This is a genomic window from Providencia sp. (assembly GCF_052096715.1).
Classification (GTDB): domain Bacteria; phylum Pseudomonadota; class Gammaproteobacteria; order Enterobacterales; family Enterobacteriaceae; genus Providencia.
This window is the reverse complement of record NZ_JBQDNB010000007.1, coordinates 114,262-139,131: the sequence shown is the minus strand read 5'-3', so window position 1 is coordinate 139,131 and position 24,870 is coordinate 114,262. Positions and strand designations below refer to the sequence as shown.

Here is a 24,870-nt window from a genome sequence, read left to right as displayed (position 1 = left end):
GTTTTAATTTTTTAGAATAATAATTTTACAGCATCAACTTTCCAGAATAATAGCAACTGGTAAGTTGGTGCTATTTTAAAATTAGAGAGAGTATTCGGTAATTGAATTTTCTCCTCATATTGTCTTAATGAGACTATATATTTATGGATGATAAAAAAAAGTACTCATTCATCCCGGTTGTTATTTTTTGCTTTTTTGTCACTGAGCTTGTCAAGGCTGATAGTAATTATATTGAATTCGAATCCCGGGCACTTGAATTGAATGATAGTACTAATATTAACCTAAATAATTTTGCTCTCTCTGATTATATTCCGGAGGGAAGCTACTCTTTAAGCCTAAAAGTTAATGGGCGAGTTATTGATAATAATAAATTTGACGTTATTAATGTTGATGGTATTAGTCAAATCTGTTTTGCACCTCAAACGGTAGAAAAATTTGATCTTAAGGCTTCATTTTTAGCGCAATTGAATAAACGTACAGTATCTGGAAAATCAGAATGTATACTTGCCGTCGGCTATGAGGGAATAACTGGCCGTATTGATCGTGAAAATAGTATGTTATTAGTCAGTATTCCACAGGCTTTGCTTAATTATAGTGATCCAGACTGGACACCACCGAGTCAATGGGATGATGGAATTTTAGGTGCTTTATTTGATTATTCATTGAGTGGCAGCCTATATAATAATCGTAATAGTGCCAGTACGAGTAATAAGACTATTTCTAGTTATGGTACTTTAGGGGTTAACTATCAAGCATGGCGCTTTAGAAGTAATTATCAAACATCACTGTATACCGATGATAGTGGTGAAAATACGCGCCGATTTAATGCGTCAGCAGCCTATGTAACTCGATCACTAAAAAATATTGGTAGTCATTTAACAATAGGCAAAGATAATCTCCAATCTAATGTTTTTGAATCATTAGATTATCTTGGGATATCAATTGCTAGTGATAATCGCATGCTTCCTCCTGCTTTTCGTGGTTATGCACCAAAGTTAACGGGAATTGCTAAAACTAATGCTAAAATTATTGTTACTCGAGGCGATAGTATTGTCTATGAAGCAATGGTGCCGCCTGGCCCATTTGTAATTGAAGATCTAACAGATACTACTTCTGGACTGTTAAAAATGACAGTGCGAGAGGAAGACGGTAGTGAAGAAATTTCAACCATTGAAACATCCAATGTCCCTTTTCTAACTCGCTCTGGCCATATCCGCTATAAGGCAATGCTAGGAAAAATGGATCAGAGTAATGGCCCGTTTAAACCAACGTTGGCTACGATGGAGGCTTCTTTAGGGATTTATTCTAATATTTCTCTATTCGGTGGCGCTATTTTTACGGATAAAAATTATTATGCGGTTAATGGTGGAGTTGGTTACGATTTAGGGACACTCGGCGCACTCTCTATTGATGTTACACATTCAGATGCTGTAGCAAATCAGCAAAATAGAAAAGGTGAGAGTTATCGTTTTAATTATTCAAAAGTATTCGACAGCATTGATAGTCAGATTACTTTTGCAGGATATCGCTTTTCTGATAAAGATTATCTCTCATTGAGTAATATGGTTAGTTTAGCCGAATTACCTGATTTTGCTGCGACGAGTAAAGAAAGCTATAACTTAGTTGCGAGCAAGAGTTTTCGTGATTTAGGGATAACGCTCAATACTATTTATAGCCGACAAACTTATTGGCAGGATGTTTCTGACAGTAGTAGTTATGGTCTAAGTTTATCTAAATCATTTGATATTGATAGATTCAAAAATATAAATGTTTATATTTCATTTAATCGTACTGAGTATAAAGCTGCTCTTTTGTCGCAAAAACAAAAAAATAATAACTCAGTTTATGTCAGTTTGAATATTCCACTTAATTCTGACTCTTACCTTAGCACTGGAATGCAGCTTACTGAGAGTAATTTCTCCCCAAGTATGAACTATACGAATAGTAGCGATCCGCAAAATACTTGGTCAATTGGCGCTATTACTAATTCTTCCGATACTTATAAGCAGAGCACTTTTAACGGCAATATTATGCAAAATCGTGACGCTTATGCCGCAGCTTTCAATACCTCTATAAATAAGGATAGTTATTATTTGGGAGGCAATATTAAATCGGGTATTACGGCGACTCAGTATGGCGTTGCGGTTCATCGTGATGGATATGCAGGTAATACAAGATTAGTGATTGATACTGGTGGAATTGAAGGTGTTTATATTGGGGAGCGAGGTAGTAACCAATCAATGGCGAGTAATGCTCAAGGTCTTACCGTAATTAATAACCTTCCGGACTATTATCGTACCAATTATATGATTGATGCTAATCGTTTACCCGATGATGTTGAAATTACTGAACCCAACATTCAAATGGTGTTGACGGAAGGGGCAATTGGTTATCGCAAACTGAATCTTTATCGTGGTATTAAAGTATTGATCAAATTAACCGATTCGCAAGGAAACGAACTTCCTTTTGGCACTCTGGTTGATGATAAACAACAAAATCGCCAAGTTGGTGTTATTGGCGAAAATGGAGAAGTTTATCTCTCTGGTATTAGTGCAACAGCGCCTTTGGTTGCATTGGATAGCGAGGGAAAACGATGCTCATTCACACTTCCAAATCAAGATTTATCTTTATCTTCTATCGTGCCAGTCACCTGTCACAGGGAGCCATCTTCTTCAGGAAAGACATTATGATATTTGAAAATTTTTCTATCAGAAAAACGGTTAGCTTATTTCTTTTATTTGCAGGTATAAGTGGTATGGCTGATGCGGCTATATCAATCGATCGTACTCGAGTCATCTTATTAGGGAGCGATAAATCATCTCCTGTTAATGTGATTAATCACAGTAAAATACTTCCTTATTTGGCACAAAGTTGGCTAGAAAATGAAGCGGGAGAAAAAATCAATTCACCATTAACTGCACTGCCGCCGCTTCAGAGAGTAGAAAAGGATAGCACTGTACAGGTACGTATTGTTCCTTTGTTAGAGGCAGGAAAGCTACCTCAGGATCGAGAGTCATTATTTTATTTTAATTTACAGGAAATCCCACCTAAATCAGATAAACCTAATGCAATACAGCTTGCATTGCGTCTTAAGGTAAAATTATTTTATCGTCCAGCGGCGTTAAAATCCCAAGCTAATAGTGTATGGCAGGAAGAACTTAAATTGGAACCGAGTCATCAGGGATTAAAACTGGTGAATCCAACGCCATTTTTTATTATTTTGCCTGAGGTAAATTTGGGAAAAACGAGTTTATTAGGTGAGAAAGATGCAGTAACTTTGAAACCAATGAGCGAAATCACGCTTCCAAGCGCCCAACTTAAAAATCAGAAAGTAATACTTAAATATATAAATGATTACGGTGCTTACCAGCCGCTAAATTATACCTGTACTGTAACTCAGTGTATAAGGGATAAATCATAATGAGTCGGAACATTATTGTAGGAACGCTAGCACTGTGCTCACTTTCTATGAGTAGTGCTATAGCTGGGCCTATTATAAATTGTGTTTGGGATGACAATTTTTCTTTTCCTCTTATGACTTATGGTTTTTCTGAGATTGTTTATGATGCGATTACTAAAAAAGTAGAGGAATATAATTGTGACCCAGAAACCGGAAAGTGTGATAAACGGGAATATTATTCACTCGCAAATAAGGTTTTTACAGTAACATCTTCAAATACAGTAAGTTGTATTAATAATGGAGATGCTGTAGGCGATATAAACTTTCTTTTTTATATTAGTCCTGGCCCAGCTGAAACTAATTTTAGAGGCCCAAAAATGGTGGTGGCAGGGGGACCAACTATATTATTAGATGGTAGCTCTGCGGGGAGTACCATTAATTGGAAAAATGGGAGTCTTGCACCTTGCCAGAGAGATTGCAGAAATGTAAAAACGGGATGGCCGCGGTTTGATAAAACACTTAGTCTTACTTTTACAGCAACACCAATCTCTCTTAGAGCAGATTTTATAGATAAACTTGAATGGAATAAGCAAAATCATGTCGGTAATTGGGCTGTAGATTCCTTAACATCATCTGTAATAGCTAGAGCTGTACCCGTCTGCATTATGAAAAAAGGTGATAGTTCATGTAGTCAATATGCGGGTGGTATGGGAGGTGGAGGAGGTTTACTTCCACCCCCACCTCCTGTTCCACAATGCACATTGAGGATAACTACGCCAAATGTTATTCAATTTCAACCAATCTCATCTGATGATTTAAGTCGTAATAGAGTAAGAATGGAGGACTTTACACTGACTGCGACTAAAGGGCCGGTACAATCCCAGTTTTGCACAGGTAATGTTTATAACCTTGCAGGCGAAATTAAGGCTGAGGGTGGATATGCAATTAATAGTACTTTTTGGGGAATTAATCATTCAAGTGGTTCACCACAAGGTATTGGGTTGAAGATTTTCGATTTAGACCAAGGGAGTTATTTACAGTTTAATTATCGTTACCCATCTTTTATTAAGAATATTAAAGATACCAGTGAAACTAAGCGGTTTAGAGCAGAAATTGCGGCGAGCACCAATGATTTGAAAAAGATCAAAGCTGGTGAGTATAGCCAAGTATTAACATTCGAAGTCAGAATGCCGTAACGGCCAATATAATTTTTGGCGGAACATTGACCCGATTTCCGTCACTTGGAGTGAATGATGAGAAAGGGGCTTTATTTTTTATTGATCTCTCTGTTCGTTGTCGATATGGCGCAGGCAGATTTAGTCGCCACAAGTAGAACGACATTTAAAGGACTTATTACTATTGCAACCTGTAATATTGTCGTCGGTGATGATAATCAGACGATTAATATGGGCGAAATATCTTCAGTTGAACTTGAAACTCGAGGGCAATCGACTCCTGTTAGTTTTACTATCAATTTATATGGTTGTAATACCTCGGACAAAATAGTTAAAACGATATTTGACCAATCTGGCCAAGGTGCAACTGGTACAGTGATTCCAGTCAATGGTATCAGTGGTGTTGGTTTGAGTTTGCAAGATGGCGCTGGTAATCCGATTTATTTTGGTAAAAATACGGTTGGGCAACGAATTCAAGCTGGGGATAATGTACTACTTTATTCTGCCCATTTAGTCAAAACAGGAGCGATACAAGCGGGTAATTTTAGCCGACTATTACATTATTCGCTAACTTATCAGTAAGATATATTTTTGATTATGTTGAGCGTCTAATTAAAATGAGCGGTGTTCAATCGTATTTAAGTATGACAAAAATAAATACCATTTTAATTAATAATACTGAAATTTTTTATACTTAAAATATAAAATGCCTGATTGTTATCAGGCATTAATAAAGAAAACGAATATTTAAAGGAATGCTTTATATGGCAATTCAGGTTCATTTTTAAAGATATCTTGGAAGCCACGGAAGTGTTGGTAATGTATGCGGCCTTTATCGGTTGGATAAGTATATTTTCCGCCAACTTGCCAGAAGAATGGTGCAAAATTATATTGTAAACGCTCTTTTTTCATATTCCACAGAACTTCAATTTCTCTTGGGTCATTTTGGAAATTAGCCCAAATATCATGGTGGAATGGAATAACGGTGGTGCAATCTAAAGATTCTGCTGCGCGCAGGATATCAGAGGAGGTCATTTTGTCGGTGACACCGCGTGGGTTTTCACCGAACGAAAGCAGCGCAACATCAATATCATAGCGATTGCCATGAGCGGCATAGTAGTTGGAATAATGTGAATCACCGGAGTGATAGATAGAGCCACCCGTGGTTTCAATCAGATAGTTAACGGCTCGTTCATCCATTGCATCAAGAATATCTTTGTCGTAAGAAGAGACGCCTTTTGGTAGCGTGACTAATGCTGTGCGGTCGAAAGAATCTAAAACGCGGATTTTCATGTCACCAATTTCAATCACGTCACCTACTTTAGCAACAATACAGCGCTCAGCAGGTACGCCCCAACCTAGCCAAAGATTAACACAGGCTTGTGGCCCTATGAATTTCACATGGTCACCGCAATTTTGTAGTACAGCCGCTGCGACGTTAACGTCTATATGATCAGCGTGGTCATGGGACGCTAAAATGGCATCGACATCTTTGATGGCAAAAGGGTCTAATGGGAAAATTGCAGTACGTAGATTAGGTTGCAGAGCTTCGACTCCTCCCATTCTCATCATTTGATGTTGTTGATTCATAAAGGCATTTTTCTGGGTTTTTTTACCTGTTCCACACCAAAAATCGATTGAAATATTCGTATTGCCTGCACTTTTCAACCAAATACCCGTACATCCTAACCACCACATAGAGAAAGTATTGGGTTCGACGACTGTTTTTTCAATCTCTTCATTGAGCCAGGTTCCCCATTCAGGGAAAGTGCTTAATATCCAAGATTCACGGGTGATTTCATTTACTTTACTCATAGTAATACCTTCTCTTTCATGAATTTAAAATGTAAGGGATTAGCGCCTTATTTAAAATAATAAGGCGATATGCAAAATAAATTTTTAATTAGTTGAATAAGCTGGCAAAAACTAATTAAACCAGTATAACGTGAGTGCCTTGCGCTTTGATTGCTTTAATAATTTTTGGATTGGCATTTTTTCCAGTAATTAAATAATCAATTTTATTGGTTGGGCAAAATAACATACCCGTTCGGCTTCCCACTTTTGAACTATCAACAGCAACAACTAATTTATCAATTTGGTCTAACATCTGTTGCTCAGCAACAGCAGTTAGCATGTCAGACTTGTACAACCCAGCTTCGGTTAAACCTTTTCCTGAGGTGAACATCCAGTTACCTGCGTATCCCATTAGTGTATGGAGCGCTGGATTAAGAAATATGTTCTGCTCTTTGTTATATTGGCCGCCAATTAACACGACATCATCGTGTTCTTGCTCAATTAAATAACTGGCAAGAGGAAAGTAGTTAGTGACGATTTGTACATCTTTCCTACATAATTTTTGCCCAAGAAGAAAAGCGGTAGAGCCGCAGTTAATAACAACGCTATCGCCAGGTTGGCAAAGCTCTGCTGCTTTGATTGCTATTTGCGATTTTTCTTCATAGTGGTCAGTTCTATTTATATTTAGTGGTGACCATTTATTTTTTTTATTTTCTAATCGCTCCGCACCATTACGTACTTTTTTCAGTTTGCCTTGCTCATCCAATTTAGCCACATCACGACGTGCGGTTGCCGGTGATATATTAAAATGTTTAGTAATTAGTGATATGCTAATTACTTGATTTTCTTTAAGTAAAGACAGTATTTCAAAATGTCTTTGTGTTTCATTCATGTCCATAGCCTTATGTGTATAAATCATATTCTTGCTTAGCCATGATAACTTAATGATTCAAAATGATTGTATTTGATTCTATTTATCATGGGTGAGAATGTCAATAACTCAAACAATAAAAATACATATTAGATATTAATTATTTTAACTATTTGTATTTTATTGGTTTTTATATATTAACTGTGATCAGCTCTACAATTGTGTGGTTTTCTACTAGTCAAACAAGCCTAAATTAAATAATCATAAATGAACAAGTGGTGATTACTTTTGATTATTATGTGTTCTTGAGTGACTGGATTGGTTAATTATTTGATTATAACGTGAGAATGCTGTCTGTGATCAGGGTAATGTGTTTTTAATCTAGATAATAATTCAAATACAATTTGATTTAAGGGTAAAAATATGGATTTTTTGTACAATTCTTTCTATATTTTTTATAGCCAAGTAATGACTAAAGCCCCGCTTTTGCTGGGCTTAGTAACTCTTATTGGTTATTGGTTGCTCAGAAGAGATGGTACTACCATTCTCAAAGGTACAATTAAAACAATCGTTGGCTTTATGTTAGTACAAGTCGGCGCTGATTCGCTTGTTTCCAGTTTTAAGCCCGTTATTGCGAAAATGGCTGAGTACCACCATCTTACTGGTTCTGTGATTGACCCTTATACTTCGATGATGGCCACTATGGAAACCATGGGTGATGATTATTCATGGGTTGGGTATATCGTTTTACTCGCATTGGCGATTAACATTTTACTGGTGTTATTTCGTCGAGTTACAGGTATACGAACCATTATGCTTACGGGACATATTATGTTCCAGCAAGCTGGATTAGTAGCGGTATTTTATTTTGTTATGGGCTCGAGTATGTGGGAGACCATTATTTACTCGGCAATAATCATCGCATTATATTGGGGTATATTCTCTAATATCATGTTTAAACCCACAGAAGCGGTTACAGGTGGCGCTGGATTTTCAATTGGTCATCAACAGCAGGCTGCATCATGGATTGCAGTGAAAGTTGCACCAAAATTAGGGGATAAAAATGATAGTGTTGATAATCTAAAACTCCCTAAATGGTTACATATTTTTCATGATAGTATCGCCGCGACAGCTATTGTGATGACAGTTTTCTTTGGCATTATTTTGCTTTCTTTCGGTTTAACTAATCTGCAAGAGATGGCAGGAAAAACCCATTGGACTATCTATATTCTTGAAACTGGCCTTAAATTTGCGGTTGCGATTCAAATTATCGTCACGGGTGTGCGAATGTTTGTTGCTGAACTTTCCGAAGCTTTTAAAGGGATTTCAGAACGCGTTATTCCAAATGCGGTATTAGCTATCGACTGTGCGGCTATTTATGCATTTTCGCCAAATGCGATGGTATTTGGTTTTATGTGGGGTGCATTAGGACAATTTACAGCAGTATTGATCATGTTAGCGTTCAGCTCTCCCATCATGATTATTCCCGGTTTTATTCCTATGTTTTTCTCAAATGCCACAATTGGGGTATTCGCTAATCACTTTGGTGGTTGGAAAGCGGTGATGAAAATTTGTTTCATCATGGGAATTATTGAAGTTGTTGGTTCGGCTTGGGCAATTGATTTGATTAGCCAGCAAGGAACACAATTTAGTGGTTGGATGGGTATGGCTGACTGGGCTCTGGTGTTCCCGCCTATTATGCAAGGCCTCTCAATTTCTAAATATTTCTTCTTTGTCTTAATCGCACTCGCATTGGTCTATATGTATTTTGCATCAAAAAAATTACGTGCAGAAGAAGATGCAGCTGCTTTGGTTAATGAGATTGAAGAAATTGAAGTTGCTGAAATAGCCGAACAAGTCTCTGAACAATTAAGTCGAGTTAGGCCTGTTAGTATTCTTGCTGTGTGCGGTAATGGTCAAGGTTCATCCATGATGATGAAAATGAAAATTGCTAAGTATCTCGAAGCGAAAGGTATTCCTCATGTTATGGACTCTTGCGCAGTTTCAGATTACAAATCAAAACTTAGCGCCACAGATATCATTGTTTCGTCAAAACACCTTTCAGCAGAGATGGATCCAGGTGAAGGTAAATTTGTTTTAGGGGTGCAAAATATGCTGAATCCAAATTCATTTGGTGATGAACTTCTCGATATTATTAAGACTAATTTTAGTGAATCTCAATAAATAATATAAAAATATTTATAGATACTAATTAGTTAGTATCTATTTCAATAGGAGAGCGTGTCATGGGTTTTAAGCAATCGTTAATTGATAACAATTCTATTAAGTTACAAGCTTCTGCCAAAAACTGGCAAGAAGCTATTAAGATTGGTACTGATATGTTAATTGCCTCAGGGGCAATATTACCAACCTATCACGAAGCTATTATTAGTAGTATCAATGAGCTAGGGCCTTATATTTGTATCGCACCTAGCCTCGCATTACCTCACGCCAGACCAGAAAATGGCGTTCTAAAAACAGCTTTTGCTTTAGTCACATTAAAAGAACCTATTTTATTTGAAGGAGAAGATGAACCTGTTGATGTATTGATAACTTTAGCGGGAAGTTCTTCTGATGAACATATGGAAGGTTTAATGGAAGTTACCCAAGTATTGGATGATGAAAATAGTGAAACGGGAATTGATCTCCATAAAATACGACGTTGTCGCAGCATTGAAGAGGTCTATAAAGTGATCGATGAGGCGTTATCTCAATAATATTTAGCAAACGATAATCGCTAAAAGTATGAAATTCCATTGAGTTCGTGATTTTAAAATGAGTTGCTTTGCGCTAGCTCGTACGGTGAGGTGTACCAAATGTTAGAATTGCAGTTTGCAGCTGTATTTTTATTAGTCTCTGCTATGGTACCCGTTTAACAGCGAAATTTAATTAGAGGAAGGGCTACTCCATTAGTATTTAGTTATAAATGGGGTAATAGCGCTTACTACGAGCAAAGGTGAAAAAATGTATAAGATATTGGCTTTAGATCTCGATGGAACTGTATTAAATAGCGATCATGAAATTAACCCAGCGGTTAAACAAGCGATACAAGAAGCAAAAGATAAGTGCCATGTCATGATAGTCACTGGTCGTCATCATACCGCCGCCCGTCCTTATTATGATGAACTTGGTTTAGACACCCCAATTATTTGTTGTAATGGAACTTATCTTTATGATTTTAAAAATGAAAAAGTGCTTAAGCATAATGCACTCTCTAAAGAGAATGCGCTGACTTTTATTGATTTAGCCAGCCAGTACCAATTTAAATTGGTGATGTATATCACCGATGCCATGGTTTATTCCAATAGCAATCCTATTGATTACATGACTGCGATGGAAATGTGGGCAAAAAATTTGAATACCCCACATAAACCAAAAATTTATCGAATCGACTCTTTTAATGAACAAGTGAAAAACGCCGAATTTATCTGGAAATTTGTTGTGGAAGGTGAGCCAAGCGATATCGCTAAAATGTCGAATCTTCCTTGGGTGCAAGACAATTTTAACGGTGAGATATCGTGGTCAAACCGAATTGATTTTGCTGCAAAAGGCAATAATAAAGGTAAACGGTTGGCGGAGTATGTTGCTGAATTAGGTTATCAGCCAGAGCAAGTTATAGCGGTGGGTGATAATCATAATGATATTTCAATGCTTACATACGCAGGTTTGGGCATTGCGATGGGAAATGCTGATGACACTGTTAAAGCGAATGCGGATATCACTTGTTCAACTAATAACAATCAAGATGGGCTCGCCTATCTTATCCGTGAAAAAATATTAGGATAATCATCATGACAAAGCCACTGATTCAAATTGCTTTAGACCAAACTAATCTCAACGATGCAATTACTGTCGCCAATAATGTCTGTTCTTTTGTCGATATTATTGAAATCGGTACGATTTTAGCTTTTGCTGAAGGGATGAGCGCAGTTTCTACACTGCGTAAAAGTCATCCTTCACATATTATTGTCTGTGATATGAAAACGACAGATGGTGGGGCAATTTTGTCTCGTATGGCATTTGAAGCAGGTGCAGATTGGATTACGGTGTCAGCAGCAGCGCATATTGCGACTATTGCTGCCTGTAAGAAAGTGGCTGATGAATTTAACCGAGAGATTCAAATCGAGTTATATGGTAATTGGACTTTAGATGATGCCCAAAAATGGGTTGATTTAGGCATAAAACAAGCGATTTATCACCGTTCAAGAGATGCGGAATTAGCCGGTATTGGTTGGACTGATGATGATTTAATTAAAATGCGTCAGCTTTCTGATTTAGGCTTAGCGCTATCTATTACCGGTGGTATTGTGCCAGAAGACATTCATCTGTTTGAAGGAATTAAAGCCAAAGCCTTTATTGCAGGCCGTGCGCTGGTGGGTGACAAAGGAAAATTAACCGCAGAAGCATTGCGCACGCAGATAGATCGTTTTTGGAAATAATCAGTTGCATTAAAGCGCCCATTGAATGGGCGCTGCGGTTAATTAAGTAGCTAAAAATATTATGAATGATCAGCTTTATTTTTAATTAAATCGGTGAGGTTATTTTTGTGTGTTTCTGGTGCGTGCCAAATCGCGTACATAGTAATTAAGCTCATACCCATCGCAAGACAAGCTACTGGCCATGATGCTCCACCAGCTAAACCAGATAGCAGTACTGCTAGAAGAGGTGCAATACCACCGGATGCAGCAGCACTGATTTCTCGCCCAAGAGCTAAGCCACTAAAGCGAACTTTTGAAGGAAATATTTCTGAGAAAAATGCACCTTGGGTTCCTAACATTGCAGCAACGCCAACACCAACACCTAATGTCATTGCAGTGATAACCCCCCATGCAGTCCCTGTATTTACGAGTAAAAAGAATGGGAAAGCAAATGCGGCGGAGAACGAAGCACCAAACATATAGATTTTTTTACGACCAAATTTATCTGATAATGCTCCAAACATTGGTGTCGTAAACATGGCAACAGCAGCGGCAATCGCAACAGCTACTGGACCGATTGATGGCGCCATATGTAATGTCCCTACCACATAAGCAATAACAAAGGTTTGGTAGACATAACTTACACCACTTTGTGCTACTTGAGAGCCGGCAACAACATATAGATTTTTTCGTTCTGTTTTAATTAATTCTTTTAGTGGACTTTTACTAATTTCATTCGATTCTGCTAATTTTTCAAAGGCTTCAGTTTCTGATAGTTTCATCCGAATTATTAGTGCGACAGCAACAAGCAACATACTAAATAAGAATGGAATTCTCCAAGCCCATCCGAGAAAAACTTCTTTTGGTAATTGCGTTAAAATGGCAAATGTTGCTGATGATAGTAATAATCCAATATAAACACCAACTCCTGGGAATGATGAATAAAATCCCCGTTTATTTGCTGGCGCACTTTCTGCTGTTAGGATAGCGGCCCCGCCAAACTCGGCACCAGCACCAAATCCTTGAAGAAGACGTAAACAAACTAATGAAATAGGAGCCCAAACACCAATTGTTTCATAGGTTGGCACGAAACCAATTAGAGTTGTTGCTGTGCCCATTAATAATAAGGTAATAACTAATACTTTTTTACGACCTATTTTATCGCCGAGTTGTCCAAAATATACGGCGCCAAATGGACGTACAACAAAACCAAGTGCAAGCGTTGAAAACGCTAGAAGTGTTGAAATAAAAGGGTCTCCTTTTGGAAACATTATTTCATTAAATACTAATGCGGCCGCTGTGCCATAAAGAAAATAGTCAAACCATTCTAGTGCAGAACCAACCAGTGATGCTGCTGCAACACCTTTCATTGATTTTTTTTTCGTACTCATAGGGTCTCCCCCGTTATTAGAATTGTAGGGACGCCTTTTATAAATTCAATAACAGAATTCTGGCGTTAAATAAATACAAAGTTGTTATGTTCTATCTTTTAATTAACTATTTATTAGTGAGTTAACATTATTTAAAATTCATTTTTTGATATGAAATTATGTTATTTTTATTTCGTACGTAATTTCCATTACTGCATTTTTAAATTATTCACCGCGAAAATAAGGCGCTCTTTTTTCTTTAAAAGCTGCTTTCCCTTCTCTCGCATCATCGGTATAAAAACAAATTGTTCGTAAATCACGCTCATAGCGAACAGCTTGGTCTAATGGCATATTGACCGCAGCATGCATATTTAATTTAGCAGTTTGGATAGCGATAGGGGGACGTTCTTCTATCGTTTTGGCAAGATGTAAAACGGATATCATCATGGCCTCTTGTGAGTCAAAAACCTCATCTACAATACCCCAAGATAAACCTGTATTTGCATCAATAGAATCTCCTGTATAAAGCAGACGAGAAGCTCTAGAGGCACCAACAGTTTTATTTAAGTAGACAGCCATTCCGCCGCCGCCAACCCAGCCCAATTTTATTTCTGGTGCACCGAACAATGCATTTTGAGTACTCACACGGATATCACAACATAGTGCTAGCTCAAGCCCTCCACCGAGTGCATAACCATTGATAGCGCATAAGGTTGGTTTATGTATTTGAGCGATAGCATCACAATGGTCATGTTTCATTCTATGTGCCCATGGTGATTGATAAGTATCTAGCTCTTTAATGTCGCTTCCGCAGCAAAAAGCTTTAGGTCCTAATCCTGTAAGAATAACAACTCTGACATCATTAGATTCATTACAAAAATTCGCCAAATTAATGATAGAAACTGACATTGATGGTGTTATTGCATTTAATTTTTCGGGTCTATTCAATGCAATAGTTGCGATTGAGCCATCTAATGAAAATTGAATATTTGGGTCAATTTCGAAATTTAATTTCACCATGGCTATTTTTCCCCCGGTGTTGTCGCAACTGTGCCGCTACTTTTTAAAGCGCTAATTTGCTCAGAGGAGCAACCAAGTTCTTGTAATATATCGTCGGTGTGTTGCCCAATAAAAGGTGTAGGTAATCGAATAGAAGAAGGTGTTTTTGAAAATTTAATAGCAAAACCAGGCGTTTTTACCAAGCCTTCACTTGGATGCTCATATTCAATAAATGTTTGATTATGAATGACCTGAGGGTCAGCAATGACATCTTCATAACCATATACATCACTGCTCCAGAGTTGGTGTTCATCAAAAATATCTCGCCACTCTTGAGTGGTGCGTTCTAACAATTTCTCCTTTGTAATACGAAAAATAAAATCACGCTCAGGTAATGAATGTCCTGCGATTTCATCATCCATTGCTTTGAGTTCAGGTACATCGAAAATTTCGCCAAGAGTGGGCAGGTGTGGAGTAACTAAAGTAATAAAACTATCTTTAGTACGAAAAACACCATAAGGAGCACGGATATAGCAGTGACCATGTGCCTCTTCACTGCGGCGTTGAGGTTTTAGCCCTTGAGTAAATACGGTCATTTCTTGCATTTGATTAGCAATAATTGCGTCGAGCATGTTGATTTGGACTAGTTGCCCTTCACCTGTGCGTTCGCGATGTAGCAATGCAGCAAGAGCGCCTTCAAATGCGGTATAAGCGGTAATTGCATCTACCAAGTATTGTCCTGCTGGCTGAGGTGGTGTGCCTTCTGCTCCTGTACTCAGCATTGCACCACTCATTGATTGTAATAGTAAATCTTGCCCTGGACGTTTTGCATAAGGCCCGCTTTCTCCATATCCAGACATTGAAATATAAATTAAATCAGGTTTGATTTTTTTCAGTGTTTCATAATCAACACCGAGTCGTTCAGCAACGCCTGGACGATAGTTTTGTAAAAAAACATCCGCAGTTTCAACAAGTTTATACAGTAATGCTTTACCTTCCTCGTCTTTTAAATTAACGGCAAAACTGCGTTTATTACGGTTAAGTGATAAAAATGACGTATTAATAACATTACCATAAGCACCACCAGCAGATGTATGCCGCTGCCATTCCCCTGTTGTTGGTTCAACTTTAATTACATCAGCCCCCATATCGCCCATTCGTAATGCGGCAAAAGGGCCAGCCATTGCAATAGAACAGTCTAAAACTCGATATCCCTTAAGAATTGACATATTTCCACTCCATTTCGTTAAATCAGTTATTTTTGGTTTGGTGTTATTCGTGCTATTACCATAAACTGCAAATTCTCAATATTATATATAATATTTAATGTTGCGTGAGATTGATCACGATTTATGTTCTTGTTGATCGTTATGATTGGCTAGGTAAATGATGATAAAGATAAAATAGAAGAGGAAATATATGAGTTTTTTCAAAGGGTTGACTTGGGATCATCCTAGAGGGTATAAACCGTTGCAAGCTTGGGCACAACTTGATGACTTAGTTAATGTGCAATGGGATATTCAAAAACTAGAAGGGTTTGAATCGCATCCTATTGATGAGCTGGCTGAAAAATATGATATTTTGATTGTTGATAATCCAGGTATTGGAGAAGCGGTAGAGAAAAATTGTTTATTACCTTTGGAAAGCTTTTTGTCATTGGAACAATTAGATTTTTTGAAAAAAAATAGTATTGGGAATAGTTACGAAAGTTATCGATATGGTGGGCAACATTGGGCGATACCTATTGATGCAGCATCTCAAGTTTGTGCATTAGCGGGGAATATAGCAAAAACACCACCGATTACATGGGATGATGTTATTTTACTTAGCAAGAAAAGTAATCAACGAATTGTTCTATCGTTGGGGGGGCCTCATGCCCTTTTAACTTTTTATTCAATATGTTTATCTTTTGGTGATTTATTATTTAAAGATAATCGATTGATTATTAAGCAAGAAATAGCTATTCATGCACTTTCTATAATGCAAAACATTTATCAACAGCAAGATAAATCATTAATTGATTTAAATCCTATTGGCTTATTAGATGCGATGGCTAAAGGAAAAATTGATATTTGTCCTGCTATATTTGGCTATATTAATTATGCCGATCCATCACATTCGTTGCCGATTACTTTTTGTGATATTCCACATGCAGGCCAATCTATATTGAGAGGCTCTATTTTGGGGGGGACAGGCTTAGCATTATCATCAAGGTGTACTCCAACCCCTGAACTTATTCAGCATATCATGGGTTATGTTTCTGAATCAGTACAAAAAAACTTAGTTGTGGATAATGAAGGACAGCCTGCGAATATTGCTGCTTGGCGTGATGAGTATACTAATAAACAGACGGGAAACTTTTTAAGTTCAACATTCAATACAGTTTCTTCGGCATATGTTCGGCCTAAATATCAAGGCTATATTCATCGTCAGGATGCAGGTTCAAAAGTGATTCGTGAGGGATTAAAGCTAGGAAGTCATCCTGAAGTTATTTTCGCAAAAATAGAACAAGTATTTTCGTTATAACAAAATAAAAAAAGGAATATGCGCAGCTAGCCTGCGCTACCAAATGATATTTGTCGATCAAAACCTAGAATAATATGTTCTGTTGTTTTTTCTCGGTATATATCGGCATTTCTTGCTTCTATGGCATCAATAATTTCATCATGTTCATTACACAATAATTGCAAATCTGGTACTCCACGGTTTTCATGAAATCTTCCAACTTGTGGACCATAATTGAGAGTGTTATACATTTCGATAATTAGCTCATTACGAGATGCCATTACAATTTGCTTATGAAATTCAGCATTTAGATTAATAAAATAGACATACTGCTCGTAGTGAGGCCCATATTCGTGAGTACGCATATCGATATTTAATTGTCGGAGGTATGCAATTTCAGATGCTGTGATATTTTCTAAGACAATATCGGCAATCGCGGGTTCTATTAATAAGCGTGCTTGCTGCCATTTATAGATATCTTGTGCGTCAGGTTTTTCGGCAACTCTAAATCCTTTATTGTGTTCTAAAATGATTAATTTTTCTGCTTCTAAACGAAATAGCGCTTCGCGTACTGGTATTCCACTAACACCAAAACGTTTGCTTATATTGCTTACAATTAGGCGGGCTCCAGGCTCTAATTGATTAGAAACTATCTCTTGTTTGAGTAATTCATACACTTTAAAACTGATACTTTCATGCTGCAACATAGGTTGCCTCTACGAAATTAAATAAAATATATAATATCACTGTTCCTGAGCATCATCAATTTAGCTATTAAACTAAATACGTGATGTATCGATGCTAAAATGATTGATAATTTAATTAGTTACCATGATTAACTATTTACTAATAGTGGTAATGACTACCACAGCGTAAAACTGATTACACCGTGGTAGATATTGATAAATTTACTATTTTTCCAAAGTTAAAGAAAATACCCCAGTTGCTGGAATTGGCATAAATCGTTCATACATCTCTTTTCTGGTTGCTTCTGGGTCTAGATCTGTAAATAAATCAGGATGAAGCCATTTCGCTAAAGATTGCAATGCAATAATATTTTCAGGTGAATCATAGAAAATATGCCATAAACCATGCACTCGGCCTTGTTTAACGGCATTTAGCTGACCAATAGGATTACGTTCTGAAATTATTTTTAAGCTTGATTGTGCAGCTTGTTTGGTTGCGGAGTAACCGACAGTAATACCGGGTTTTCCTTCAGGAAAAACACCTGTTGCCACATAAACATCGGGTTCGCTACCTAAAATATATTCAGGATTTAATTTCCCTATTGCACCGGGGAGAATTTTTTCACCAATACCAATGCCTCCAGCAAGGTTAATCATATCTGTCATACTGCCTTTTCCGGGTGAGCCACAGCATTCTTGTAATCCGGGAAGGTAATCAACAAATATTGTTGGTTTTTTGTTCATCGGTACATTGGTCGGGATGCGTGATATGACATCATCCATTTTTTGCTGATAATAATCGTTAAATTGTTTGGCTTGTTGCTCTTTTCCAATCGCTTGCCCTAAGATTGTCATACTTTTTTGAGTATTTTTGATGGGATGTTGGCTAAAATCGACATGAATAACCGCAATACCCGCTGACTCTAACAAGCGAGCCGCTTCGCTCCCCGCTCCCGGCCCATGGCCACCTGTTAATGGCAGAATAACTAAATCAGGTTGTAGTGCTAATGCTTTTTCGATACTAAAAGTATCCTCTGACCCACCGCCAACGGCTGGGATTGCATCTATTTGTTTAAAAATCGCTTTATAGGCGGCATAACCTTGGACATCTAAATCACGAAAATCGCCCTGCCAGCCAACAATACGGTCGAAAGGCGCATCTTTTTCTAAAATAGATAACGGGTAAATCATTCGACCTTCGCCCAATAAGATACGTTTTACATGTTCAGGCACTTCAACTTGTCGACCGGTTATGTCAGTGACAGTAATGGCTTGAGACGTAAAAGAAATAAATGCCATAACGGCTAAAAAAAGACATTTTAGGTTATTAAATTGCATCATTATGCGTTCCTATTTACTGATGAGATTGTTTTTGAGCGTTGAGATGGTCTTTTTTTCCACCAAATTACGACACCACTCACGTAGAGGAGCGGTAAAATAATACCAGACAAAAATGCGACAATTACTCCGCTCAGCCCAAGACCTAGCTCGCTGTGAAGCTGGGAAACAAATCGTTTTATTTCTTGAGATGGAATTATTGAGGTGAATAAATCAGGGCGAGAAAGCATCATTCCGCTTAGGGTGATTAATAGCAGCGGGAGGGTAAAATAAATAGCTAAAAAGTAGTGCCATTGACGCCATTTTGCCCCATTTTTTAATCCTCGACGCCAATTAGTAAGAGCAAAGAAGAGCTGTTTAAACCCTTTTTTAGGCCACCATAAAACAACGCCCGTGATGATAGATAGAGCCAGTACCACGCCGCAACCGAAGACTAGCCAACTGCCAATATTCGGTGGCAGCAACAGTAATCGATGTAAAGAAACAAGATTAGAAAAAATCAAATCATCAAAAACAACAAAGCCTTTGGCGCTTGCATCAATAGGGTCAATAAATGCAATGCCGAGTTTTTCTGAATGTGAAACATGACCAAATACCATGGCATTTGTTGCAGGGATAAAACCTGTGCTTGGAGGCGCTACCCCCATGATTTGAGTCAGCTCAGGGTAAGCGCTATTGGCACTTTGTCGCCAATTATCTGGCGACAAAGGGGTATTTTGCTGGTGGTGCTCGGCATACAGAACCGAAGTGCCAATTTCCCATTCTAAAATGGGCTTTTTCAGTAATAACAACGATCCTGAAATACCCAAAATGGCAATAAAGAAACCGACCACTAAACCTAACCATAAATGCAGCTTCAGCCAGTATTGACGTGCTAAAAATAACGCCATTTTGATTACCAGCGATAACGCAGCGAGGCAATGACGCTTCTATCATAGCCAACAGAACAACCGCCCATTGAACAACTGGTATAGTACTGTTTATTCGTCACATTATTAACGTTGATCCCTAAGCGCCAGTTATTCAAACTTGAATTTAATCCACCAAGATCATAATGTGCCGCAGCATCAAAAAGTGTATTGGATGGATTAGAAATACTATTATCATTATTGACAGGCGACGAACCGGTATAGCGTACCCCTGCCGCAAAACCCAATCCCTGTAGCTGACCATTTAAAAACGTATAATCGGCCCATGCAGAAGCGGTATGTTCTGGTAGCCCTGTTGGACGCTGACCTTTTTCTTCAGGGTTATTGGTCTTGGTATTTTCAAGTTTATTATAGGTGTAGGCGGCGGTAAGATTAAGTTCATCAATAGGAGAATAAATACCTTGTAATTCAACACCTCGCGAACGTACCTCACCAATTTGTAAGCTATTTAAATTATTATTGGGATCGGTTGTTAACATGTTTTGCTGTTTCAACTCAAACACTGTTAAGGTGAGATTGGTTTTTCCATCTTCAGGCTGATATTTAACGCCTGCTTCTATTTGTTTGGCAGTGATAGGTTTATAAGAATTACCATAAAAATTGACGCCAAGCTGCGGGTTAAATGAAGTTGAATAACTGAGATAAGGCGCTAAGCCGAAATCGGTTAAATACATTGCAGCAGTACGATAGGTAAACTTACTATCTCGTTGCTCACTTGATGTTTCATTTTTACGATTATTGGTCTTACTGTTTGACCAATCTTCACGACCGCTCACAACAAAAATCAGCCCATTATCCAGTTTTGCTTGTTGCTGTACGTAGGCACCAAACTGATCACTGGTTTGCAGGGTGTTTGACATCATATTATTAACCGGACCGTAGGAGCCACCATAGCTTGGGTTAAAAATATCAATAGAACTGGCTTTACCGGACATCAAAATATAATCTTCGCGAGTATGGCGATAATCCAACCCTGCAAGGGAGGTCATTTCGATACTATCTATCCACCAATTTGCTTGCAAATTGTTATCTAAGCTTAAAACATCGCCTTTTATTCGAAAATAATAAGCGGCTCGATTTAGCGTTTTCATATCGGGGGAAAGGTAAAGACCTTGGGCAATATTGGTATTTAAATCGGTATGGCTAAAACGTGCGCCTGAATGTCCTGATAGTACATCATTAAAGTCAGTATCTAATTGATAACCTAAGGATGCTTGAGTTCTATCGTTGGTTAATCCGGGTTCATCAAGGAACACATTAGGGTCAACTTTGCCATTCGGATTAGGTAATAGTGTGCCATTTAACGGTAAGAATGGTCGCGGAGCGCCGAATTCATCGTGGCTATAGTCAGCGAGTAACGTAAATGTGGTGCTATCATTGGGTAACCAAGTGAATGCAGGGGCAATATAGACCTTATCGTCTTTAATATGTTTTATTTGAGTATCACTTTTACGAACAAGTCCGGTTAGACGATAAAAATATTTATCACTGCCATCAATTGGGCCACTGAAATCGCCTTGTAATTGTTTCCTATCAAAATTTCCTCCCTGAACTTCTATTTCATGCAGCGGTTGATATAGCGGTCGTTTTGTGACTTGATTAACGATACCGCCGGGTGAGTTTTGCCCATATAACACAGAGGAGGGACCACGTATAACATCAACACGTTCAAGGCCATAAGGTTCGACTTTAGGCCATGCTTGAGCGGTTGTACTGCGTAAGCCATCTCGCAACATTCCTGTGCTGGAGACATTAAAACCGCGAATACTGAGACTATCGAAACGCGATGAGGCTGCGCCGCTTGTTTGTAAAACACCGGAGGTATATCGCAGTGCTTCGCCAACCGATTGGGCATTATGAGCTGTAATTTCATCTCGCGTGATGACGCTAATTGCTTGAGGCGTTTCAATAAGAGCGGTATCGGTTTTTGTCGCACTGGTACTGCGTGTTGCGATGTATCCGTCGACTTTTCCGGTTGGTGATTGCGTGGGTTTAGCGGTCACAATCATTTTTTCAGTTTTTGCCTCTGTATTTTGGTTTGAATAGGCAAAAGGCGAGAAAATTAATGGAATAATCGCAATATAAATAGGTGAGTAAGAGGGTTTTTTCATCGTTGTGCAAACCTATAGGCAATAAATATAAAACGAGAATGTATCTCATTTACATTTTTACTTTATAAGCGTTACTTTTTACATCATGACTATTTATTTATTGAAATGAATATCTCATTGATTCTATTTAATAATTAATAAAGGTAGCGATTAGCAAAGTGTCTTAGGTGAAAAACCAAAGCGCTTACGAAATGCGGTTGAGAGGTGAGCAGGGGAATAACCGACTTTCCATGCGATGGTGGAAACTTGTTCTGCGCCTGTAGATAGTAGTCGATAAGCAAGTTGTAACCGTTGTTCTTGAATAAAAGGGGTGATTGATGTGCCAAAAAGCTGTTTAAAACCAAAATTAAGTTTACGGATATTTAAACCTGATTCACGGCTGAGCTGGTATAAGCTGGGGGGTTGCGCTAAATTAGTTAAAATAAATGCTTTGATTTCATTTAGGCGATTAATATCGTGGCTTGTTAACTTAGGGTGATGAGTTAATTGGCTATTTTGTTGAATATGTTCGAAAGAATAAGCGCACAGTTCAAGTACCTTACCTGTTAGGTACATATCACCGAGAGCTCCACTGAGGGGACAATTTAGAATTTGATTACCAAGGGCTGTTAAAACTGTCCCTGCATTTTTTGCCAGTAGTTGTGGGCCTTTTATACTCGCCGTTGCTAAAAGTTCGGGTTGATTGATATTAAAGGAATCGAGTAAATTTTCTGATAAGCAAACTGAAACATAGCGAATATCCTCAGCATGTAAAAATCGTTGCTGACTTTCTTGATCATGTTTATTGGCAATCACACATAATGATGCTCCTGAAAGCGAAACTGTTTTTTTATTGTCAGGTTGGCATTCCAGTTCTCCATTCATCATTAGAATAAGTTTTACACCTTTCCATAAGGGTTCACTACTCCACTTTCCTGCTTCCGGTGTCATTTTCCCCCTTAAAAAGAAAGAACCCATATCAGGTAAGAGTGTTGTCATTTGGCCGTTATGCATTAGATGTCGCCTTTTCTCCTTTAGTGAATGATTTATATTAACTGATAATCATTATCATTATAAGTAAATTAAAATGTAGCTTTTTTGATATCATAAAAAATAATAATTTTATTTTTTTAATAAACTAGCCATATCATTAAACATTGATTGCCATTCACTTTCATTAATGTCCATTAAACCAAAATAACGCAGCATAGAGGCACCTTCGGTGGCAAGAAACATTAGTCTTGCTCGCTTACCTTTTTCTGTGGAGGTGTCTAAATTAGCAATGCGTTCACGATACCATTGACGGGTACTTTCAAGGTATTCAGGGATTTGTAGTAAGCCTGCCATCAAGGCGGCACCTTTGGCTATGGCAATTTGATCATGTTGATAAATGGCTAATCGATGGGCATTCACTCTATTTTCTGGCGAGTTATCTTGCGAGGTTTCACGGTTAAATATTTCATCATAAGACTGCCCCCAACGTTCGAACATGGCATCAATCAAAGCTTCTTTGTTGCCAAAACAATATTGGACGCCACCTTTAGATATTTCCATCGCTTTAGCAACGGCATCGATAGTCAGTGCGGCTGCGCCTTGAGTGATAACTATCTCCTCTGCCGCATCTAATAACTTTTCTCTGTCGATAGTTCGTTGACGTCCCATTTAGAAAAACCTCTTTTCAATACGTTCGTATGGATTTATATTGTAGCACGATCACCACTAAATGGCGGTCGAAAAAACTTACTGAGATGATTGTATGTTAGCAGATTATAAACGTTGGATTGTTTTACTTTTAATTTCAAGTGTCCTATTTCTTATTGTTATTGATGTCACGGTGCTATACACCGCGCTACCTAAATTAACGCATGATTTAGGCGCAACCTCATCAGAAAAATTATGGATCATGAATGCTTATCCACTGGTGGTAGCAGGGCTATTACCTGCTGCGGGTATGTTAAGCGATAAAATTGGCCATAAGCGAATGTTTTTAATGGGATTGCCTCTTTTTGCACTGGCTTCACTGTGCGCGGCATTTTCACCAACAGCGATGAGCCTAATTTTATCTAGAGGATTTTTGGCTGTCGGTGCGGCAGTCAGTATGCCGGCAACATTGGCGATTGTTCGCCACGTTTTTTTAGATCCGAAAGAAAGAGCATTGGCGATAGGTATTTGGTCTGCGGTAGCATCGGGTGGCGCTGCAATCGGGCCGTTAGTGGGCGGTGCATTACTGAGTCATTTTTGGTGGGGTTCGGTATTTTTAATTAATGTTCCCGTGGTTTTGCTGGTGCTACCATTTGCTTATTACTTAATCCCTAAATGTGGAGAAGCTAGCCAGAAAAAAGTTGACTATATTGGCTCGATACTTGTACTGATCGGTTTAATCAGCTCTATCTATGCATTAAAAGAGCTAGGTAAACCTTATACAGATTGGTTAACGGTGATAGTTTCTGGTGTTGTCGGTGTCTTCTTTTTGGCTATTTTTAGTCGTCGGCAAATAATGTCTGAATCACCCATGATTGATTTTGCACTTTTGGGAAATCCAAGATTTAGTGCGGGGATTATCATGGCGATATTGTCTGTGGTGATAATTGTTGGTGTTGAATTATTATTAAGTCAAAGGTTACAACTGGTTTTAGGTTATTCACCGCTTGAAGCTGCCTTATATATTATTCCAATTCCAATTGCATCCGTACTTGCATCACCCTTGGCTGGCGTGTTTTTACATAAAATCGGCGAACGTTGGCTGACTATTTTAGGCTTCTCTTTAACCCTACTGGGTGTGATTGGCTTAGCTTTTGTTTATCAAAACACCACCGGTATTTTGTTAATAATATTCTTGTTTTTCATTGGTTTTGGATTAGGCATGATTTTTACAACAGCATCAACGACAGTGATGTTAAGTGCGCCCGATGAAAAAACAGGTATGGCTGCATCGATTGAAGGCGTTGCCTATGAATTAGGTAGTGTGCTCGGAGTGACCTTTATGGGCGGCGTAATGAGCGCGATTTACACGTTAAAACTTTCGCTACCCGAAAGCCTAAATGTTTCTGATAAAGTTTATGACAGTATTGATGAAGCTTTAATTGTTGCAGAGAACTTACCTAAAGATAGTTCTAGCATATTGATTAATCAGGCTAATATTGCATTTGATCAGGCCTTTGGGGGCGTTATGGTGGCAACTGCGATTGTGATTATTGTCAGTTTAATTTTTATTCCGACACTTTTTCGTCAAAAATCAGCCTCTACAGTCCGTTAATTTATTTGGGGGGTAATTTAGCTCCCCCCTGTTTAAAAA

21 protein-coding genes are annotated in these 24,870 nt (G+C 38.2%); 10 read left to right on the top strand and 11 right to left on the bottom strand.

Features of this window, described 5'->3' with window-relative positions:
- Positions 1-143 precede the first annotated feature (143 nt).
- The 4 genes from ACTH6U_RS08205 to ACTH6U_RS08190 are packed head-to-tail and all read left to right on the top strand — an operon-like array spanning position 144 to position 5,157.
- The gene (locus ACTH6U_RS08205; RefSeq protein ID WP_441831989.1) at positions 144-2,690 is read left to right on the top strand and encodes a fimbria/pilus outer membrane usher protein; all 2,547 of its coding nucleotides are present in this window, start codon (positions 144-146) and stop codon (positions 2,688-2,690) included.
- Positions 2,687-3,421, top strand: a complete 735-nt coding sequence (locus tag ACTH6U_RS08200) for a fimbrial biogenesis chaperone (RefSeq protein ID WP_441831988.1) — start codon at positions 2,687-2,689, stop codon at positions 3,419-3,421. The genes ACTH6U_RS08205 and ACTH6U_RS08200 overlap by 4 nt, the downstream gene beginning before the upstream one ends.
- Complete coding sequence (locus ACTH6U_RS08195) at positions 3,421-4,596, top strand: hypothetical protein (protein ID WP_441831987.1); 1,176 nt, start codon at positions 3,421-3,423, stop codon at positions 4,594-4,596. The genes ACTH6U_RS08200 and ACTH6U_RS08195 overlap by 1 nt, the downstream gene beginning before the upstream one ends.
- Before the next feature lie 57 nt (positions 4,597-4,653).
- Positions 4,654-5,157, top strand: coding sequence for a fimbrial protein (locus ACTH6U_RS08190; protein ID WP_441831986.1), 504 nt, complete (start codon positions 4,654-4,656; stop codon positions 5,155-5,157).
- A gap of 165 nt (positions 5,158-5,322) precedes the next feature.
- On the opposite strand, the gene ulaG is transcribed toward ACTH6U_RS08190, so the two are convergent.
- Positions 5,323-6,390, bottom strand: a complete 1,068-nt coding sequence (gene ulaG, locus ACTH6U_RS08185; protein WP_434720535.1) for an L-ascorbate 6-phosphate lactonase — start codon at positions 6,388-6,390, stop codon at positions 5,323-5,325.
- Positions 6,391-6,505: 115 nt separating this feature from the next.
- Positions 6,506-7,261, bottom strand: a complete 756-nt coding sequence (gene ulaR / locus ACTH6U_RS08180; protein WP_441831985.1) for an HTH-type transcriptional regulator UlaR — start codon at positions 7,259-7,261, stop codon at positions 6,506-6,508.
- 402 nt (positions 7,262-7,663) lie between these two features.
- Here ulaR and ACTH6U_RS08175 point away from each other — a divergent pair, with 402 nt between their 5' ends.
- The 4 genes from ACTH6U_RS08175 to ACTH6U_RS08160 all read left to right on the top strand — a co-directional run bounded on the left by ACTH6U_RS08175 (position 7,664) and on the right by ACTH6U_RS08160 (position 11,679).
- A complete protein-coding gene (locus ACTH6U_RS08175) occupies positions 7,664-9,424 on the top strand; it encodes a PTS ascorbate-specific subunit IIBC (RefSeq protein ID WP_294101651.1) in 1,761 nt (586 codons plus the stop codon).
- Positions 9,425-9,486: 62 nt separating this feature from the next.
- Positions 9,487-9,957, top strand: coding sequence for a PTS sugar transporter subunit IIA (locus ACTH6U_RS08170; RefSeq protein ID WP_294101648.1), 471 nt, complete (start codon positions 9,487-9,489; stop codon positions 9,955-9,957).
- Positions 9,958-10,204: 247 nt separating this feature from the next.
- Complete coding sequence (locus tag ACTH6U_RS08165) at positions 10,205-11,026, top strand: Cof-type HAD-IIB family hydrolase (RefSeq protein WP_294101646.1); 822 nt, start codon at positions 10,205-10,207, stop codon at positions 11,024-11,026.
- A gap of 5 nt (positions 11,027-11,031) precedes the next feature.
- Positions 11,032-11,679: a 3-keto-L-gulonate-6-phosphate decarboxylase UlaD gene (locus tag ACTH6U_RS08160; RefSeq protein WP_441831984.1), complete on the top strand. Its 648-nt coding sequence runs from the start codon at positions 11,032-11,034 to the stop codon at positions 11,677-11,679.
- Positions 11,680-11,738: 59 nt separating this feature from the next.
- Here the strand turns inward: ACTH6U_RS08160 and ACTH6U_RS08155 are convergent, their stop codons facing one another.
- The 3 genes from ACTH6U_RS08155 to ACTH6U_RS08145 form a co-directional block, all read right to left on the bottom strand.
- Complete coding sequence (locus ACTH6U_RS08155; protein WP_441831983.1) at positions 11,739-13,049, bottom strand: MFS transporter; 1,311 nt, start codon at positions 13,047-13,049, stop codon at positions 11,739-11,741.
- A 204-nt stretch (positions 13,050-13,253) separates the two neighbouring features.
- Positions 13,254-14,048: an enoyl-CoA hydratase/isomerase family protein gene (locus ACTH6U_RS08150; protein WP_294101637.1), complete on the bottom strand. Its 795-nt coding sequence runs from the start codon at positions 14,046-14,048 to the stop codon at positions 13,254-13,256.
- Positions 14,049-14,050: 2 nt separating this feature from the next.
- Positions 14,051-15,256, bottom strand: coding sequence for a CaiB/BaiF CoA transferase family protein (locus ACTH6U_RS08145; protein WP_441831982.1), 1,206 nt, complete (start codon positions 15,254-15,256; stop codon positions 14,051-14,053).
- Positions 15,257-15,446: 190 nt separating this feature from the next.
- On the opposite strand from ACTH6U_RS08145, the gene ACTH6U_RS08140 reads away from it, so the two are divergent.
- Complete coding sequence (locus ACTH6U_RS08140; RefSeq protein WP_441831981.1) at positions 15,447-16,553, top strand: hypothetical protein; 1,107 nt, start codon at positions 15,447-15,449, stop codon at positions 16,551-16,553.
- A 26-nt stretch (positions 16,554-16,579) separates the two neighbouring features.
- On the opposite strand, the gene ACTH6U_RS08135 is transcribed toward ACTH6U_RS08140, so the two are convergent.
- The 6 genes from ACTH6U_RS08135 to ACTH6U_RS08110 all read right to left on the bottom strand — a co-directional run bounded on the left by ACTH6U_RS08135 (position 16,580) and on the right by ACTH6U_RS08110 (position 23,237).
- Positions 16,580-17,239, bottom strand: coding sequence for a GntR family transcriptional regulator (locus ACTH6U_RS08135; RefSeq protein WP_294101627.1), 660 nt, complete (start codon positions 17,237-17,239; stop codon positions 16,580-16,582).
- 204 nt (positions 17,240-17,443) lie between these two features.
- Entirely contained in the window at positions 17,444-18,559 is a 1,116-nt protein-coding gene (locus tag ACTH6U_RS08130; protein WP_441831980.1) for an ABC transporter substrate-binding protein, read from the bottom strand.
- A complete protein-coding gene (locus ACTH6U_RS08125; protein WP_441831979.1) occupies positions 18,559-19,446 on the bottom strand; it encodes a PepSY domain-containing protein in 888 nt (295 codons plus the stop codon). Before ACTH6U_RS08125 ends, ACTH6U_RS08130 begins: the two co-directional genes overlap by 1 nt.
- A gap of 5 nt (positions 19,447-19,451) precedes the next feature.
- Complete coding sequence (locus tag ACTH6U_RS08120; protein WP_294101617.1) at positions 19,452-21,596, bottom strand: TonB-dependent siderophore receptor; 2,145 nt, start codon at positions 21,594-21,596, stop codon at positions 19,452-19,454.
- A 150-nt stretch (positions 21,597-21,746) separates the two neighbouring features.
- A complete protein-coding gene (locus ACTH6U_RS08115) occupies positions 21,747-22,589 on the bottom strand; it encodes a helix-turn-helix domain-containing protein (protein ID WP_294101614.1) in 843 nt (280 codons plus the stop codon).
- A gap of 108 nt (positions 22,590-22,697) precedes the next feature.
- The gene (locus ACTH6U_RS08110; RefSeq protein ID WP_441831978.1) at positions 22,698-23,237 is read right to left on the bottom strand and encodes a TetR/AcrR family transcriptional regulator; all 540 of its coding nucleotides are present in this window, start codon (positions 23,235-23,237) and stop codon (positions 22,698-22,700) included.
- Positions 23,238-23,331: 94 nt separating this feature from the next.
- Here ACTH6U_RS08110 and ACTH6U_RS08105 point away from each other — a divergent pair, with 94 nt between their 5' ends.
- On the top strand, positions 23,332-24,831 hold the full coding sequence (locus tag ACTH6U_RS08105) for an MFS transporter (protein WP_441831977.1): 1,500 nt from the start codon (positions 23,332-23,334) through the stop codon (positions 24,829-24,831).
- Positions 24,832-24,870: the final 39 nt, after the last annotated feature.

Coding starts and splice junctions, on each gene's coding strand:
- ACTH6U_RS08205 (WP_441831989.1), top strand. CDS start 144: ATGGATGATAAAAAAAAGTACTCATTCATCCCGGTTGTTATTTTTTGC.
- ACTH6U_RS08200 (WP_441831988.1), top strand. CDS start 2,687: ATGATATTTGAAAATTTTTCTATCAGAAAAACGGTTAGCTTATTTCTT.
- ACTH6U_RS08195 (WP_441831987.1), top strand. CDS start 3,421: ATGAGTCGGAACATTATTGTAGGAACGCTAGCACTGTGCTCACTTTCT.
- ACTH6U_RS08190 (WP_441831986.1), top strand. CDS start 4,654: ATGAGAAAGGGGCTTTATTTTTTATTGATCTCTCTGTTCGTTGTCGAT.
- ulaG (WP_434720535.1), bottom strand. CDS start 6,390: ATGAGTAAAGTAAATGAAATCACCCGTGAATCTTGGATATTAAGCACT.
- ulaR (WP_441831985.1), bottom strand. CDS start 7,261: ATGAATGAAACACAAAGACATTTTGAAATACTGTCTTTACTTAAAGAA.
- ACTH6U_RS08175 (WP_294101651.1), top strand. CDS start 7,664: ATGGATTTTTTGTACAATTCTTTCTATATTTTTTATAGCCAAGTAATG.
- ACTH6U_RS08170 (WP_294101648.1), top strand. CDS start 9,487: ATGGGTTTTAAGCAATCGTTAATTGATAACAATTCTATTAAGTTACAA.
- ACTH6U_RS08165 (WP_294101646.1), top strand. CDS start 10,205: ATGTATAAGATATTGGCTTTAGATCTCGATGGAACTGTATTAAATAGC.
- ACTH6U_RS08160 (WP_441831984.1), top strand. CDS start 11,032: ATGACAAAGCCACTGATTCAAATTGCTTTAGACCAAACTAATCTCAAC.
- ACTH6U_RS08155 (WP_441831983.1), bottom strand. CDS start 13,049: ATGAGTACGAAAAAAAAATCAATGAAAGGTGTTGCAGCAGCATCACTG.
- ACTH6U_RS08150 (WP_294101637.1), bottom strand. CDS start 14,048: ATGGTGAAATTAAATTTCGAAATTGACCCAAATATTCAATTTTCATTA.
- ACTH6U_RS08145 (WP_441831982.1), bottom strand. CDS start 15,256: ATGTCAATTCTTAAGGGATATCGAGTTTTAGACTGTTCTATTGCAATG.
- ACTH6U_RS08140 (WP_441831981.1), top strand. CDS start 15,447: ATGAGTTTTTTCAAAGGGTTGACTTGGGATCATCCTAGAGGGTATAAA.
- ACTH6U_RS08135 (WP_294101627.1), bottom strand. CDS start 17,239: ATGTTGCAGCATGAAAGTATCAGTTTTAAAGTGTATGAATTACTCAAA.
- ACTH6U_RS08130 (WP_441831980.1), bottom strand. CDS start 18,559: ATGATGCAATTTAATAACCTAAAATGTCTTTTTTTAGCCGTTATGGCA.
- ACTH6U_RS08125 (WP_441831979.1), bottom strand. CDS start 19,446: ATGGCGTTATTTTTAGCACGTCAATACTGGCTGAAGCTGCATTTATGG.
- ACTH6U_RS08120 (WP_294101617.1), bottom strand. CDS start 21,596: ATGAAAAAACCCTCTTACTCACCTATTTATATTGCGATTATTCCATTA.
- ACTH6U_RS08115 (WP_294101614.1), bottom strand. CDS start 22,589: ATGCATAACGGCCAAATGACAACACTCTTACCTGATATGGGTTCTTTC.
- ACTH6U_RS08110 (WP_441831978.1), bottom strand. CDS start 23,237: ATGGGACGTCAACGAACTATCGACAGAGAAAAGTTATTAGATGCGGCA.
- ACTH6U_RS08105 (WP_441831977.1), top strand. CDS start 23,332: ATGTTAGCAGATTATAAACGTTGGATTGTTTTACTTTTAATTTCAAGT.